Source organism: Streptomyces sp. TRM64462, from assembly GCF_013362995.1.
In the GTDB taxonomy this organism is placed as follows: Bacteria; Actinomycetota; Actinomycetes; order Streptomycetales; family Streptomycetaceae; genus Streptomyces.
This window is the reverse complement of record NZ_JABWDV010000410.1, coordinates 1-13,479: the sequence shown is the minus strand read 5'-3', so window position 1 is coordinate 13,479 and position 13,479 is coordinate 1. Positions and strand designations below refer to the sequence as shown.

13 protein-coding genes and 1 pseudogene are annotated in these 13,479 nt (G+C 72.2%); 10 read left to right on the top strand and 4 right to left on the bottom strand.

What is annotated here, in order from left to right; all coding sequences use genetic code 11:
• Positions 1-89 precede the first annotated feature (89 nt).
• The 6 genes from rhaI (at position 90) to HTZ82_RS24915 (ending at position 7,936) form a co-directional block, all read left to right on the top strand.
• Complete coding sequence (gene rhaI / locus HTZ82_RS24940; RefSeq protein WP_175410466.1) at positions 90-1,259, top strand: L-rhamnose isomerase; 1,170 nt, start codon at positions 90-92, stop codon at positions 1,257-1,259.
• A 5-nt stretch (positions 1,260-1,264) separates the two neighbouring features.
• The gene (locus HTZ82_RS24935; protein ID WP_175410465.1) at positions 1,265-3,328 is read left to right on the top strand and encodes a bifunctional aldolase/short-chain dehydrogenase; all 2,064 of its coding nucleotides are present in this window, start codon (positions 1,265-1,267) and stop codon (positions 3,326-3,328) included.
• Between the two features lie 177 nt (positions 3,329-3,505).
• Entirely contained in the window at positions 3,506-5,026 is a 1,521-nt protein-coding gene (locus tag HTZ82_RS24930; protein ID WP_175410464.1) for a rhamnulokinase family protein, read from the top strand.
• Complete coding sequence (locus HTZ82_RS24925) at positions 5,017-5,772, top strand: (Fe-S)-binding protein (protein WP_175410463.1); 756 nt, start codon at positions 5,017-5,019, stop codon at positions 5,770-5,772. The genes HTZ82_RS24930 and HTZ82_RS24925 overlap by 10 nt, the downstream gene beginning before the upstream one ends.
• Positions 5,769-7,250: a LutB/LldF family L-lactate oxidation iron-sulfur protein gene (locus HTZ82_RS24920; RefSeq protein ID WP_175410462.1), complete on the top strand. Its 1,482-nt coding sequence runs from the start codon at positions 5,769-5,771 to the stop codon at positions 7,248-7,250. The genes HTZ82_RS24925 and HTZ82_RS24920 overlap by 4 nt, the downstream gene beginning before the upstream one ends.
• Positions 7,247-7,936: a lactate utilization protein C gene (locus HTZ82_RS24915; protein ID WP_175410461.1), complete on the top strand. Its 690-nt coding sequence runs from the start codon at positions 7,247-7,249 to the stop codon at positions 7,934-7,936. Before HTZ82_RS24920 ends, HTZ82_RS24915 begins: the two co-directional genes overlap by 4 nt.
• On the opposite strand, the gene HTZ82_RS24910 is transcribed toward HTZ82_RS24915, so the two are convergent.
• On the bottom strand, positions 7,912-8,379 hold the full coding sequence (locus HTZ82_RS24910) for a GNAT family N-acetyltransferase (RefSeq protein ID WP_175410460.1): 468 nt from the start codon (positions 8,377-8,379) through the stop codon (positions 7,912-7,914). The genes HTZ82_RS24915 and HTZ82_RS24910 overlap by 25 nt on opposite strands.
• A gap of 182 nt (positions 8,380-8,561) precedes the next feature.
• On the opposite strand from HTZ82_RS24910, the gene HTZ82_RS24905 reads away from it, so the two are divergent.
• The 4 genes from HTZ82_RS24905 to HTZ82_RS24890 all read left to right on the top strand — a co-directional run bounded on the left by HTZ82_RS24905 (position 8,562) and on the right by HTZ82_RS24890 (position 10,769).
• Complete coding sequence (locus HTZ82_RS24905; RefSeq protein WP_175410459.1) at positions 8,562-9,038, top strand: hypothetical protein; 477 nt, start codon at positions 8,562-8,564, stop codon at positions 9,036-9,038.
• 137 nt (positions 9,039-9,175) lie between these two features.
• Positions 9,176-9,931 (top strand): DUF2470 domain-containing protein, encoded by a 756-nt coding sequence (locus HTZ82_RS24900; RefSeq protein ID WP_175410458.1) that lies wholly within the window; start codon positions 9,176-9,178, stop codon positions 9,929-9,931.
• A 94-nt stretch (positions 9,932-10,025) separates the two neighbouring features.
• The gene (locus HTZ82_RS24895) at positions 10,026-10,481 is read left to right on the top strand and encodes a tellurite resistance TerB family protein (protein WP_175411665.1); all 456 of its coding nucleotides are present in this window, start codon (positions 10,026-10,028) and stop codon (positions 10,479-10,481) included.
• A gap of 24 nt (positions 10,482-10,505) precedes the next feature.
• Positions 10,506-10,769, top strand: a complete 264-nt coding sequence (locus HTZ82_RS24890; RefSeq protein WP_175411664.1) for a GlsB/YeaQ/YmgE family stress response membrane protein — start codon at positions 10,506-10,508, stop codon at positions 10,767-10,769.
• A 6-nt stretch (positions 10,770-10,775) separates the two neighbouring features.
• Here the strand turns inward: HTZ82_RS24890 and HTZ82_RS24885 are convergent, their stop codons facing one another.
• The 3 genes and pseudogenes from HTZ82_RS24885 to HTZ82_RS24875 form a co-directional block, all read right to left on the bottom strand.
• Complete coding sequence (locus tag HTZ82_RS24885) at positions 10,776-12,080, bottom strand: hemolysin family protein (RefSeq protein WP_175411663.1); 1,305 nt, start codon at positions 12,078-12,080, stop codon at positions 10,776-10,778.
• A gap of 407 nt (positions 12,081-12,487) precedes the next feature.
• Positions 12,488-12,868: a hypothetical protein gene (locus HTZ82_RS24880; protein ID WP_175411662.1), complete on the bottom strand. Its 381-nt coding sequence runs from the start codon at positions 12,866-12,868 to the stop codon at positions 12,488-12,490.
• 406 nt (positions 12,869-13,274) lie between these two features.
• A pseudogene (locus HTZ82_RS24875) lies at positions 13,275-13,479 on the bottom strand (IS5/IS1182 family transposase); the annotation flags it as partial.

Sequence of the window (13,479 nt, the reverse complement as noted above, 5' to 3'; positions counted from 1 at the left end):
GATCATGGCGGTCACGCGCCCTTGACAGGTACGGCGGGCGCCCATAGCTTCACGCCAATGAAACGATTCATTAATCAGGAGCGCTGACGATGACGAGCCGATCCGACGTCTCCGCTGTGAAGGCAGCCCTGCGGGCCCAGGCCATCGAGACACCGTCCTGGGCGTACGGGAACTCGGGGACCCGCTTCAAGGTGTTCGCACAGGCCGGTGTCCCGCGCACCCCTCAGGAGAAGCTGGACGACGCGGCCCGCGTCCACCAGCACACCGGGGCCGCGCCGACCGTCGCGCTGCACATCCCCTGGGACAGGGTCGACGACTACGCGGCCCTCGCCCGGCACGCCGAGGAGCGCGGCCTGAGGCTCGGGACGATCAACTCCAACGTCTTCCAGGACGACGACTACAGGCTCGGCAGCGTCTGCCACCCCGACGCGAAGGTCCGCCGCAAGGCCCTGGACCATCTGCTGGAGTGCGTCGACATCATGGACGCCACCGGCTCCCGCGACCTGAAGCTGTGGTTCTCGGACGGTACGAACTACCCCGGCCAGGACGACATCCGCGCCCGCCAGGACCGGCTCGCCGAGGCCCTCGCCGCCGTGTACGAGCGGCTCGGCGACGACCAGCGGATGCTGCTGGAGTACAAGTTCTTCGAGCCGGCCTTCTACACGACGGACGTCCCCGACTGGGGCACGGCGTACGCGCACTGCCTGAAGCTCGGCGAGAAGGCGCGCGTCGTCGTCGACACCGGCCACCACGCGCCCGGCACCAACATCGAGTTCATCGTGGCGCTGCTGCTGCGCGAGGGGAAGCTCGGCGGCTTCGACTTCAACTCGCGCTTCTACGCCGACGACGACCTCATGGTGGGCGCCGCCGACCCGTTCCAGCTGTTCCGGATCATGTACGAGGTGGTACGGGGCGGGGGCTTCGGCGCCGACGTGGCGTTCATGCTCGACCAGTGCCACAACATCGAGGCGAAGATACCGGCGATCATCCGCTCCGTGATGAACGTCCAGGAGGCCACCGCCAAGGCGCTGCTGGTGGACGCCGACGCCCTGTCCGCCGCGCAGGCAGCCGGCGACGTCCTCGCCGCCAACGCCGTCCTGATGGACGCGTACAACACCGATGTCCGTCCGCTGCTCGCCGAGGTGCGCGACGAGCTGGGCATCGACCCGGACCCGATCGCGGCCTACCACCGCTCGGGCTGGGCGCAGCAGATCGTCGACGAGCGCGTGGGCGGGACCCAGGCCGGATGGGGAGCGTGAAGGTCATGGCAGAGTGGCAGCGACAGCGACAGCGACAGCACGAAGCGGTGAAGGACCTGCTGGAGCGTTCGAACCGGCTGGGCGCCGACCCCCGCAACACCAACTACGCGGGCGGCAACACCTCGGCCAAGGGCACCGCGAGCGATCCGGTGACCGGCGGCGACGTCGAGCTGATGTGGGTGAAGGGCTCCGGCGGCGACCTCGGCACGCTGAGGGAGTCCGGTCTCGCGGCCCTGCGCCTGGACCGGCTGCGGGCGCTGACCGGCGTGTACCCGGGTGTGGAGCGCGAGGACGAGATGGTCGCCGCGTTCGACTACTGCCTCCACGGCAAGGGCGGCGCCGCCCCCTCGATCGACACCGCCATGCACGGCCTGGTCGACGCCGCCCACGTCGACCACCTCCACCCGGACTCGGGCATCGCCCTGGCCTGCGCCGCCGACGGCGAGAAGCTGACCGCCGAGTGCTTCGGCGACAAGGTGGTGTGGGTGCCGTGGCGGCGGCCCGGCTTCCAGCTCGGCCTGGACATCGCCGCCGTGAAGGAGGCCAACCCGCAGGCGATCGGCTGCGTCCTGGGCGGACACGGCATCACGGCGTGGGGCGCCACCAGCGAGGAGTGCGAGGCCAACTCCCTCTCCATCATCCGCACGGCGGAGACGTTCCTCGCGCAGCACGGCAGGCCCGAGCCGTTCGGCCCGGTCCTGGAGGGGTACGAGTCGCTGCCGGCGGACGCGCGCCGGGAACGGGCGGCCGCGCTCGCCCCGTACATCCGGGCGATCGCGTCCGCGGACCGGCCCCAGGTCGGCCACTTCAACGACGCCGAAGCCGTCCTGGACTTCGTCTCACGCGCCGAGCACCCGCGCCTCGCGGCCCTCGGCACGTCCTGCCCGGACCACTTCCTCCGTACGAAGGTCAGGCCCCTGGTCCTGGACCTGCCGCCGTCCGCGCCCCTGGAGGAGGCCGTGGCGCGCCTCAAGGCGCTGCATGTCGCCTACCGCGACGAGTACCGCGCGTACTACGAACGGCACGCCGCGCCCGACTCGCCCGCGATGCGCGGCGCCGACCCGGCGATCGTGCTGGTGCCGGGCGTCGGCATGTTCTCGTACGGCAAGGACAAGCAGACCGCGCGCGTGGCGGGCGAGTTCTACGTCAACGCCGTCAACGTCATGCGCGGCGCGGAGGCCGTGTCGTCGTACGCGCCGATCGAGGAGCGGGAGAAGTTCCGCATCGAGTACTGGGAGCTGGAGGAGGCGAAGCTGCGGCGCATGCCGAAGCCGAAGCCGCTGGCGGCGAGGATCGCGCTGGTGACGGGCGCGGGCTCCGGCATCGGCCGGGCCATCGCGCGGCGGCTCGTCGCCGAGGGCGCGTGCGTGGTCGTCGCCGACCTGAACGCGGAGAACGCGGCGGCCGTCGCGGACGAGCTCGGCGGGCCCGACCGGGCGGTGGCCGTCACCGTGGACGTCACGAGCGAGGAGCAGATCGCTGCGGCGTTCCGCGCGGCGCTGCTGGCGTTCGGCGGCGTGGACCTGGTGGTGAACAACGCCGGCGTCTCCGTGTCCAAGCCGCTCCTGGAGACGTCGGCCCGCGACTGGGACCTCCAGCACGACATCATGGCGCGCGGTTCCTTCCTGGTGTCCCGGGAGGCGGCGCGGGTGATGATCGCGCAGGGCGTGGGCGGCGACATCGTGTACATCGCGTCCAAGAACGGTGTCTTCGCGGGGCCCAACAACGTCGCGTACGGCGCGACGAAGGCCGACCAGGCGCACCAGGTGCGGCTGCTCGCCGCCGAACTGGGCGAGCACGGCATCCGCGTCAACGGCGTCAACCCGGACGGTGTGGTGCGCGGCTCCGGGATCTTCGCGGGCGGCTGGGGGGCGCAGCGGGCGGCGGTGTACGGCGTGGAGGAGGAGAAGCTGGGCGAGTTCTACGCCCAGCGGACGCTGCTGAAGCGGGAGGTGCTGCCGGAGCACGTCGCGAACGCGGTGTTCGCCCTGACGGGCGGGGAGCTCACGCACACGACGGGCCTCCACATTCCGGTGGACGCGGGCGTGGCGGCGGCGTTCCTGCGCTGATTCATCCCCCACCCCGCCCCTTCCCGAATCGGGGGCTCCGCCCCCGAACCCCCGCTCCTCAAACGCCGGAGGGGCTCAATGCGAGCCCGTCCGGCGATTGAGGACAAGCGCCGTCCAGGCGCGATACGGGCGTCCGGGGGCGGAGCCCCCGGTTGACCACCACCCACCGAGGACCCCATGCCATCCACCTTCGCCGCCGTCGACCTCGGCGCATCCAGCGGGCGCGTCATACTCGCCCGCGTCACCCCGGACACCCTGGAGATCGAGGAGGTCCACCGCTTCCCCAACCGGCCCGTCCGGGTCGCCGGGGCCCTGCACTGGGACATCCTGGCCCTGTACCGCGGCGTCCTGGACGGCCTGCGGGCGGCGGGTGCCGCCGCGGGGGGCCGGCTCGACGGGGTCGGGGTCGACAGCTGGGCCGTCGACCACGGGCTCCTCGACGCCACGGGCGCCCTCCTCGGCAACCCCGTCCACTACCGCGACGCCCGCACCGACGGCACCGCCGAGAAGGTCGCCGCCGTGCTTCCGCCCGATGAGCTGTACGCGGCGACCGGGCTTCAGCACCTGCCGTTCAACACCGTGTACCAGTTGGTCGCCGCCCAGGGCACGCCCCAGTTCGCGGCGGCGCGGCGCGCCCTGCTGATCCCGGACCTCATCGCGTACTGGCTCACGGGCGAGGCGGGTACGGAGATCACGAACGCGTCGACGACGCAGCTCCTCGATCCGCGTACCCGCGACTGGTCCCCCACCGTGGCCGCCCGGCTCGGGATCGACGTCGGTCTGTTCCCGCCGCTCCGCGGGCCCGGGGATCCCGCCGGGCTGCTGCTGCCCCACGTCCTGGCCGAGACGGGGCTCGAAGGCCCGGTCCCGGTGACGGCCGTCGGGTCGCACGACACGGCGTCGGCGGTCGTCGGGGTCCCGGCGGCCGGGGACGACTTCGCGTACATCGCGACCGGCACCTGGTCGCTCGCCGGGGTCGAGCTGGACGCGCCGGTCCTCACCGAGGCGTCCCGCGCCGCGAACTTCACCAACGAGCTGGGCGTGGACGGCACCGTCCGCTACCTCCGCAACATCATGGGCCTGTGGCTGCTCCAGGAGTGCCTGCGCGCCTGGGAGGCGCAGGGCCGCCCGCAGGATCTCGACGCTCTCCTCGCCGGGGCCGCGGAGGCCGAGCCGCTCCGTTCGGTCGTCGACGCGGGCGACCCCGCCTTCCTGGCCCCGGACGACATGCCGCGCCGTATCGCGGACGCGTGCGCCCGCACCGGGCAGCCGGTGCCGCGCACCCCGGCCGAGTTCACGCGCTGTGTCCTGGACTCCCTCGCGCTGGCGCACCGCCGGGCCGTCGACGAGGCGCGGCGGCTGTCGGGCCGGTCCGTCGGCACCGTGCACATCGTCGGCGGCGGCGCGTACAACGCGCTGCTCTGCCGGCTGACGGCGGACGCGACCGGCCTGCCGGTCGTCGCGGGCCCCGCGGAGGCGGCCGCCCTCGGCAACGTCCTGGTCCAGGCGCGCGCGGCCGGCGTGATCGGCGGGGGCCTGCCGGAGCTGCGGGCGCTGCTCCGCGCGACGCAGCCGCTGCGGTACTACGATCCGTCAGGCGGCCGTGCGGCCTGGGACGAGGCCGCGTCCCGGATCGCGGAGCGGACAGAGCAGCGGACGGAGCGGCAGACGGAGAAGGAGGACGAGACGTGCGCGTAGCCCTCTTCGTCACCTGCGTCAACGACACCCTCTTCCCCCGCACCGGGCAGGCCGTGGTCCGGCTGCTGGAGCGCCTCGGCGTCGACGTCGACTTCCCCGCGGCGCAGAGCTGCTGCGGCCAGCCCCAGTTCAACACCGGCTACCGCCACGAGACCGAGCCGCTCGTACGGCGTTTCGACGCGGCCTTCGAGGGCTACGACTACGTGGTCACGCCCTCCGGATCCTGCGCCGCCATGGTCCGCGACAACTACCCGCGCATCGGCGCGAAGGCCGCGGCCGAGCACCGTGGCCGTGAGCTGGCCGACGCGGCCGCGCGGGCCGTGCCCCGGACGTTCGAGCTGACCGAGTTCCTCGTCGACGTCCTCGGTGTGACGGACGTCGGCGCGTACTTCCCGCACACGGTCACGTACCACCCGACCTGTCACGGGCTGCGGGTGCTGGGCCTGCGGGACCGGCCGCGCCGGCTCCTGGAGCGGGTCGGGGGCCTGGAGCTGCGGGAGCTGCCGGGCGCCGACGAGTGCTGCGGCTTCGGCGGCACGTTCGCCGTGAAGAACGCGGACGTGTCGGCGGCGATGGGCGCGGACAAGGTGCGCGCCATCCGGGCCACCGGCGCCGACATGGTGTGCACGGTCGACAACTCGTGTCTGCTGCACATCGGCGGGACGCTCGCCCGGCAGGGCGCGGCGGTCCGTCCCGTGCACCTGGCGGAGATCCTCGCCTCGACCGAGCAGGAGCCCTACGTATGAGCGGCGACCCCCGGACGTATCTCGGCATGCCCGCCTTCCCGAAGGCCGCGCACGACGCCGTGCGGAACCCGACGCTGCGCGGCAATCTGCGGCACGCCACGCACACCATCCGCGACAAGCGGGCGAAGGCCGTCGCCGAGCTGGCGGACTGGCAGGAGTTGCGCGCCGCCGGCAAGGCCGTCAAGGACCGGACGCTCCGTCACCTCGACCACTATCTGGTGCAGTTGGAGGAGGCGGTCACGGCGGCGGGCGGCACGGTCCACTGGGCCGCCGACGCGGACGAGGCGAACCGGATCGTCACGTATCTGGTGAAGGCGACCGGGGAGCGCGAGGTCGTCAAGGTCAAGTCGATGGCGACGCAGGAGATCGGCCTCAACGAGGCGCTGGAGGCCGAGGGCATCCGCGCGTACGAGACGGATCTGGCGGAGCTGATCGTCCAGTTGGGCGAGGACCGCCCGTCGCACATCCTGGTCCCGGCGATCCACCGCAACCGGGGCGAGATCCGCGACATCTTCCGCGAGGAGATGGGCCGTTGGGGCCGCCCGGCGCCGGACGGGCTCACGGAGACCCCGGCGGAGCTGGCGGAGGCGGCACGGCTGCATCTGCGGGAGAAGTTCCTGCGCGCCAAGGTGGGCGTCTCGGGCGCCAACTTCATGGTGGCGGAGACCGGCACGCTGGTGGTCGTGGAGTCCGAGGGCAACGGCCGTATGTGCCTGACCCTCCCCGAGACGCTGATCTCGGTCGTGGGGATCGAGAAGGTGGTGCCGACGTGGCAGGACCTGGAGGTGTTCCTCCAGTTGCTCCCCCGGTCGTCGACGGCGGAGCGGATGAACCCGTACACGAGTACGTGGACGGGGACGACGGACTCCGACGGCCCGCAGGACTTCCACCTGGTGCTGCTGGACAACGGGCGCACGGACACCCTGGCCGACGGGGTGGGCCGGCAGGCGCTGCGCTGCATCCGCTGCTCGGCCTGTCTGAACGTCTGCCCGGTGTACGAGCGGGCCGGCGGCCACGCGTACGGCTCCGTCTACCCGGGCCCGATCGGCGCGATCCTCACGCCGCAGCTGCGCGGCACGGCCGGCGAGGTCGACGCCTCGCTCCCGTACGCGTCGTCGCTGTGCGGGGCCTGCTACGAGGTGTGCCCCGTGGCCATCGACATCCCGGAGGTGCTGGTGCATCTGCGGGAGCGGGTGGTGCAGGGCGGCGAGGTGACGAGGAACGGTACGAAGGTCACGCTGCGGCCCGCGAAGGGGCACGCGGCGGAGCGTGCGGCGATGCGTGCGGCCCGCTGGGCCCTGGACCACCCGGCGGCGCTGCGGGCCGGGCAGCGACTGGCGTCCCGCACCCGCCGCCTGCACCCGGAGCGGCTCCCGGGTCCGGGGCGGGCGTGGACGGACACGCGGGCGCTTCCGGAGGTGCCGGAGGAGTCGTTCCGTGACTGGTGGCAGCGCACAAGAGGAGGCGACGGCCGATGAATTCCGGCTACTCCGGCAGGGATCGTGTCCTCGCGCGGATCCGCCGTGCCCTGGCGGACGTGCCGAGGGCCGAGCGCCCGGCGGACGCGCCCGTGGAGCGCGCGTACCTCCGTGTCCACGGCGACAGGACCACGGACGAGACGGCCGAACTCCTGGCCGGGAACCTCGCCGACTACCGGGCCCTGGTGCACCGCGCCACGGAGGACGAGCTGCCGGGGCTGCTGGCCCGGCAGCTCGCCGCGCGTGGCGCACGCTCGGTGCTGGTCCCGCCGGGGCTGCCGCACGCGTGGACGGCCGCCGTGGACGCGACGCTGGTCCACGACCTGGCGGGGAGCACCGCGCGTGAGCTGGACGCGGTGGACAGCGTCGTCACGGGCTGCGCGGTGGCGATCGCGGAGACCGGCACGATCGTGCTGGACGGCGGGCCCGACCAGGGCAGGCGCCGTATCACTCTCGTACCGGACCACCACGTCTGCGTGGTCCGGGTCCCGGACCAGGTCGTCGACTCGGTGCCGCAGGCCCTGGAACGCCTCGACCCGCGCCGCCCGTTGACGTGGATCTCCGGCCCTTCGGCGACGAGCGACATCGAACTGGACCGGGTGGAGGGCGTCCACGGCCCGAGGACCCTGGAGGTGGTCCTGGTCCGGGCTCCGGCTCCGGCTCAGCCGGCCGCGGCGGTCCAGTGATAGGTGACGTCGGGTTCGTTCTCCTCGTTGCGGCCGCCGTCGTCGAACGTGCCGGCGGTGAAGCCGTGCCGCTCGTAGAAGGCGCGGGCGGCGTCGTTGCGCTGGAAGACGTGCAGCGAAAGCTCGTGCGGTGACGCCGCCCGTACGGCCGCGAGGAGCGCGGTGCCGATGCCCCGGCGCCGTACGTCCGGCCGCAGGTAGAGGTGGTCGAGCACGGTGCCGTCGAGCGCCGCGAACCCGACGACGCCGGCCGGTCCTTCGCCCTGCTCGGCCACCCACACGGCACAGCCCGGCAGCACGACGGCCTCGATCCAGGCGCGGGTCTCCTCGTCGCTGTGCAGACGCGGCAGGTACGGCATGGCGGCGGCGCGCGACGCCAGGAACACGCGCGTGATCGCCTCCGCGTCGGCGGCCCGTGCCCTGCGAATGCGTACGTCTGTCATGTTCCGGCTTCCCCCTGTACCGATCCCCTCGATCAACCGATCCCCTCGATCAACTGATCAACTGATCAACTGATCAACTGCGACCCTACCCGGGTCCGGCACCCGTCCGCCCGGAGATTTGTCACGCCCCGTACACTGCACGGCCGCTGCTCACACCGACCACAGCACGGGGGAACCACCACATGAACGTCATCGGCTTTCCGCTCATCGCCGTCAGCTTCGCCCTGGCCTGCGTGGGACTCTGGCTCGCCGTCAGGCGCCGGGAGGGCCGCGCGCGGTTCCTCGTGCTCTGCGCCCTGATGGTGGGCTGTGGCCTGTGGGCAGCGTCGGGTGTCGACGCGAGGTCCTGGAGCCGGGACGAAGTGCTCGCGGTCGTCGACGACGTGGCGGAGGCGTGGGGGCGCGAGCGGGCCGCCGCGAGCGCCGCGTCCGGCCAGGGCGTGCCGGACCGCCCGGACGACTCGCACTTCATGCTGACCCTGCGCGAGACGGCCGACGAGCAGGGCGAGGGGCCGGCGGACGAGCTGACGCTGAAGTCGCCGCGCGAGGACGTGTACGACATCGCCACGCGCTCCGGCGAGCACCGGTTCTGCGTGAGGCTCGCGCCGCGTGAGCGGTTCTCGGCCGAGGTCACGGAGGGACGCTGCCCGGCCGCCTGACGGACCGGATGACGGGTTCCACCTCCACACCCCCGTGAAGTAAGGTTAGCCTTACCTCACCTCAGGGGGTGCCGTTCGCGCGCGCCCGCTGTACGGATGGAGGCGTTCCGATGCAACCCGTACCGCAGGGAGTCCCGTTGAGCACCCGAGCCGACACCGAACCGTCCACCCTGCCCGAGCTGACCGCCGCCGAGCGGGTGCGGTCCGTACTGGCCCGTGCGATCTCCCTGTCCCTCACCACCGACGGCCAGAGCTACGACCTGATCGGCATGCACACCGTCGGCCGGAAGGGGCGGATCACCCTGCACGCCCGGCCGGACAGCCCGCTCGCCGCCCAGGTCGCCACCGCGCCGCGCGGCAGCCTCGCCGCGCTGCTGGAGTTCACGGACATCGCCCCGACCGCGGTCCGCGACCGCGTACGCGCCAGGGTCACCGTCTCCGGCTGGCTGGCCCCGGCGGAGGCGGGAGACGGCGACGGTCACATCGATGGCAGCGGGCGGCTGCGCCTGGACACCGCGCGCGTGACGCTGCGGACGTCGGCGGGCGCGGTGGAGGTCGGCCTCGACGAGGTCGCGCTCGCCGCGCCCGACCCGCTCGCCGTCGAGGAGGCCGCCATGCTCACCCATCTCGCGGACGCCCACGAGGACATGGTGGCCCACCTGCTGACGCTCGCCGGACCCCGACTGCCGCAGGGCGCGGTCCGGGTGCTGCCGTTCGCCCTGGACCGCCACGGCATCACCGTGCGCTGCGAATACGGCGACGCCGGCCAGTGCGACCTGCGCCTCCTCTTCCCGTCCACGGCACGGGACGCCGCCGAAGCGGGCGAGCAGGTGCGCCGCCTCCTCACGGCACCGGGCCGCTGCCCGCACCGGGAGCACCCCTCCCATCCCTGACGCGCGCCGCACCTGATAACTTCTACATTCGCGTAGAAGTAGCGTGCCGGGGGCGGGACCGCCCGCACCCGGGGCGCGTGACGAAGGAGTTCTCATGGCCCTGTGGGACCGCATCAAGGAGTCCGCGTCGACGATGCAGACCCAGCTCATGGCGAAGAAGAACGACCTCACCAGCGGCGCCTTCCGCGACGCCAGCATGGCCATGTGCGCGCTCGTCGCCGCCGCCGACGGCACGATCGACCCCGCCGAGCGCCAGCGCGTCGCCCAGCTCATCGCCACCAACGACGTCCTGCGCAACTTCCCCGCCGACGACCTCCACCGCCGCTTCGAGGCCAACCTGGAGAAGCTGACGGCCGACTTCGCTCTCGGCAAGGTCAGCGTCATGCAGGAGATCGCCAAGGCGAAGAAGAAGCCCGCCGAGGCCCGCGCCGTCATCCAGATCGGCATCGTCATCGGCGGCGCCGACGGCGACTTCGACAAGACCGAACAGGCCGCCGTCCGCGAAGCCTGCTACACCCTCGAACTGCCACGCCACGAGTTCGACCTGTAAGCCCCACCCAGAGAGGGCCCCGACATGGAGATCTCCGGCATCATCACCGCGATCGCCTTCGGCGCGATCATCGGCGCGCTGGGACGGCTCGTACTCCCGGGACGACAGAACATCGGCTGGCTGTGGACCATCGCTGTCGGCATCGCCGCCGCACTGGTCGGCACCGCGATCGCCGCCGTCCTCGGTGTCGCCGACACCAAGGGCATCGACTGGATCGAATGGGCCGTCCAGATCGGCCTCGCCGCCCTCGGCGTCACCGCCCTCGAACGCCTTCGGTCACGCCGCTGAGCCCGCTCACGTCGCCGTGCCGCGTTCGTTGGCGGCACGGGGACGGAGCCGGACGCCGGTGACGGCATGGTGGGCGACCTCGGTGACCTCCACGTCCCAGTCACCCAGCGCGATGCGCGCGCCCGGCGCGTCCGGGATGTGGCCGATCCTGTCCAGGACGAGGCCGGCGATCGTGGTGAACCGGCCGTTCGGCGCCAGGTCTCCCGCGTCGACCCCGATGTCGGGCAGGTCGTGCACCGGAAAGGTGCCCGGCAGGAGCAGGGTCCCGTCGGGCTCCCGCCGCACCGACAGCACATCGGGGTCCGTCTCGTCGTAGATCTCCCCCACGATCTCCTCCAGGAGATCCTCGATCGTCACGATGCCCTCGACAGAACCGTGCTCGTCGACGACCAGGGCGAACTGCTGACGGTCCGTCCGGAAGCGGCGCAGCGCCTCGGACACCTTCGTGAAGTCGGAGAACAACACGGCAGGCCGCGCTACATCGGCGACCGGTACGTGGTCGTCGCTCATCGTCAGGTCCTTCAGGCGAACCACGCCGACCACGTCCTCGAAGTGCCCTGCCCGGACGACCGGCGCCCTGGAGTGACCGGCGGCCGCCAACGAGCTCCGTGCCTCGGCCGCGGGGGTCGACGCGGAGAGCGTGAAGACCGAGCGGCGCGGCACCAGCGCCTCCCGCAGCGTGCGCTCATGGATCTCCAGGGCGCTGCCGATGATGGTGCGCTGTTGGGCCGTCAGCCCACGGTGACTGACGACCATGTCCTTCAGCTCCTCGGGGGTGGGCGGTTCCTGGGCCGCCCGGGGATCACCGCCCAGCAGCCGGACGACGGCGTTGGTGGAGCGGCCCAGCGCCCAGATCACCGGCCGGGACGCCGTCGACAGCACCACCAAGGGAGTCGCGGCGAGCAACGCCCACCTCTCGGCGTACTGCATGGCCAGCCGCTTGGGCGCAAGCTCACCCACCACCAGCGTCACGAACGTCAGTACCAGCGTCACCAAGGCGATGGCCGCCGGCTCGGCCGCCCGGCCGAGGAACGACAACCAGGGTCCGAGTGGTTCGGCCAGGGACACGGCCGCCGTGGCGGAGGCCAGGAACCCCGCCAGCGTGATGCCGACCTGGATCGTCGCGAGATAGCGGTTCGGGTCCTCGGCCAGCCGCACCAGCCGCGCCGCGGCCTGGCTGCCACGCCGCCGCCGCAGGCTCCGGAGCTGGGACGCCCGCAGGGAGATCAGCGCGATCTCACTGCCGGCGAACAGGGCGTTGAGCACGACCAGCGCGGCAACGAGCGCCAGCTCGATCCAGTAGCCGTCCATGACGAGCACCCTGCCACGACGGGCATCGCCGCCGCGCGATCTCCAGGACCGGTGTCACCGCGCGTGCCGACCACCGCGCACGGGTGCTTCCACGGCGCTGTCGTCTCTGGGGCGACGGCTCGCCGACCGGAGGCGCCGTCGCTCTCGTACGGCTTCTGTCCCAAGCCCCGAAGACTCTCATGCCGTCGAGCCCCGATCCCGGCGTCACGGGCCCGGTCAGCGCGTTCACCAGCCCCATGAGCACGGCATTCCGCGAAACCGGTGCTCAGGCCCGCGTGCGCCAGAACGCCTGCCGCCGCGCGTGCCACCGCCCCCCTACGACCACCAGCCCGGCCACACCGCCGAACTCCAGCCACAGGCGCGCGTCGCTCCGCCCCCGTACGAGCGCCGGCTCCTCGTCGGGTAGGTCAGGGAGCGTCTCCGCTGTGCGGACGGCCCGCCAGTAGGGTCGCCCTGAGCCCGCGAATGAGCCAGAGTCCACTGAGATAGAAAGCCACCATGGCGAAGGACGCCGGATGGACGGCCCACACGGCCAGCGGTGGACTGAAGGCGGCCATGAGGGACATGCCGAGCAGCCCGATCAGCAGGCCGCCGAACAGTATGTTCGTCACAGACGCGGCGGCATGCTCCAAGTTGACGCCGCATAGGAAGGCGGCGGCGACCAGAGCGACCGTCTGCGCCGCGATCTCTCCGACTGGGTTGCCGTACGCGAGCTGCGGCTGGTCCGTCGTGGCGCTGACCGCTGTCATCACGATGCCGGACCGTGACGTCACGAGACCGAACAGCACAGCATCGAAGAGCGCCTCCCCCCATCCGGTCCGATCGGCCAGCCCGTCTCCCAGGCTGCGGTGACCAGGTCATGGCCAGCCGGCTCACTGGCGCGAACACGCCCACCTGGCGCGATCCCGCAGACGGTGAGTGCGTGAACATCCAGCACCTGCTCGACGCGCTCGGCGTCCAGGAGAACGCTGCCCGGGCCTGGCCGACGACCTCCGCACACAGATCGGAACTGGCCATCACCCGGAAGACCGTCACCGCCCTCACCGAGCGGTCCCCGCCCACCTGGTCTCGCCCGAACTGTTGTCCAGCCGGGTGCTGTCCGTTCTCCCGACGCACAGCAGCGCTGAGGGCCGTCGCACGGGGTTGCAAGCCGACATGACGGGAGCCCGTCGGGACTAGGCCGTTTCTTTCGGATCATCTTGCCGACCAGATGAAGATGGCGGCGATGTGGAGTCCGGCGAGGTAGATGGTGGCGGTCTTGTCGTATCGAGTGGCCAGACCGCGCCACTGCTTGAGTTTGTTGATGCACCGCTCGACGGTGTTCCGCTGCTTGTAGGCCTCGGGGTCGAAGGCTGGCGGGCGGCCGCCCCGGCTGCCGAGGCGCTTGCGGTTGGCGGCC

Bases quoted from the DNA above. Each gene is read 5' to 3' on its own strand.
- rhaI (WP_175410466.1), top strand. From the start codon at position 90: ATGACGAGCCGATCCGACGTCTCCGCTGTGAAGGCAGCCCTGCGGGCC.
- HTZ82_RS24935 (WP_175410465.1), top strand. From the start codon at position 1,265: ATGGCAGAGTGGCAGCGACAGCGACAGCGACAGCACGAAGCGGTGAAG.
- HTZ82_RS24930 (WP_175410464.1), top strand. From the start codon at position 3,506: ATGCCATCCACCTTCGCCGCCGTCGACCTCGGCGCATCCAGCGGGCGC.
- HTZ82_RS24920 (WP_175410462.1), top strand. From the start codon at position 5,769: ATGAGCGGCGACCCCCGGACGTATCTCGGCATGCCCGCCTTCCCGAAG.
- HTZ82_RS24915 (WP_175410461.1), top strand. From the start codon at position 7,247: ATGAATTCCGGCTACTCCGGCAGGGATCGTGTCCTCGCGCGGATCCGC.
- HTZ82_RS24910 (WP_175410460.1), bottom strand. From the start codon at position 8,379: ATGACAGACGTACGCATTCGCAGGGCACGGGCCGCCGACGCGGAGGCG.
- HTZ82_RS24905 (WP_175410459.1), top strand. From the start codon at position 8,562: ATGAACGTCATCGGCTTTCCGCTCATCGCCGTCAGCTTCGCCCTGGCC.
- HTZ82_RS24895 (WP_175411665.1), top strand. From the start codon at position 10,026: ATGGCCCTGTGGGACCGCATCAAGGAGTCCGCGTCGACGATGCAGACC.
- HTZ82_RS24890 (WP_175411664.1), top strand. From the start codon at position 10,506: ATGGAGATCTCCGGCATCATCACCGCGATCGCCTTCGGCGCGATCATC.
- HTZ82_RS24885 (WP_175411663.1), bottom strand. From the start codon at position 12,080: ATGGACGGCTACTGGATCGAGCTGGCGCTCGTTGCCGCGCTGGTCGTG.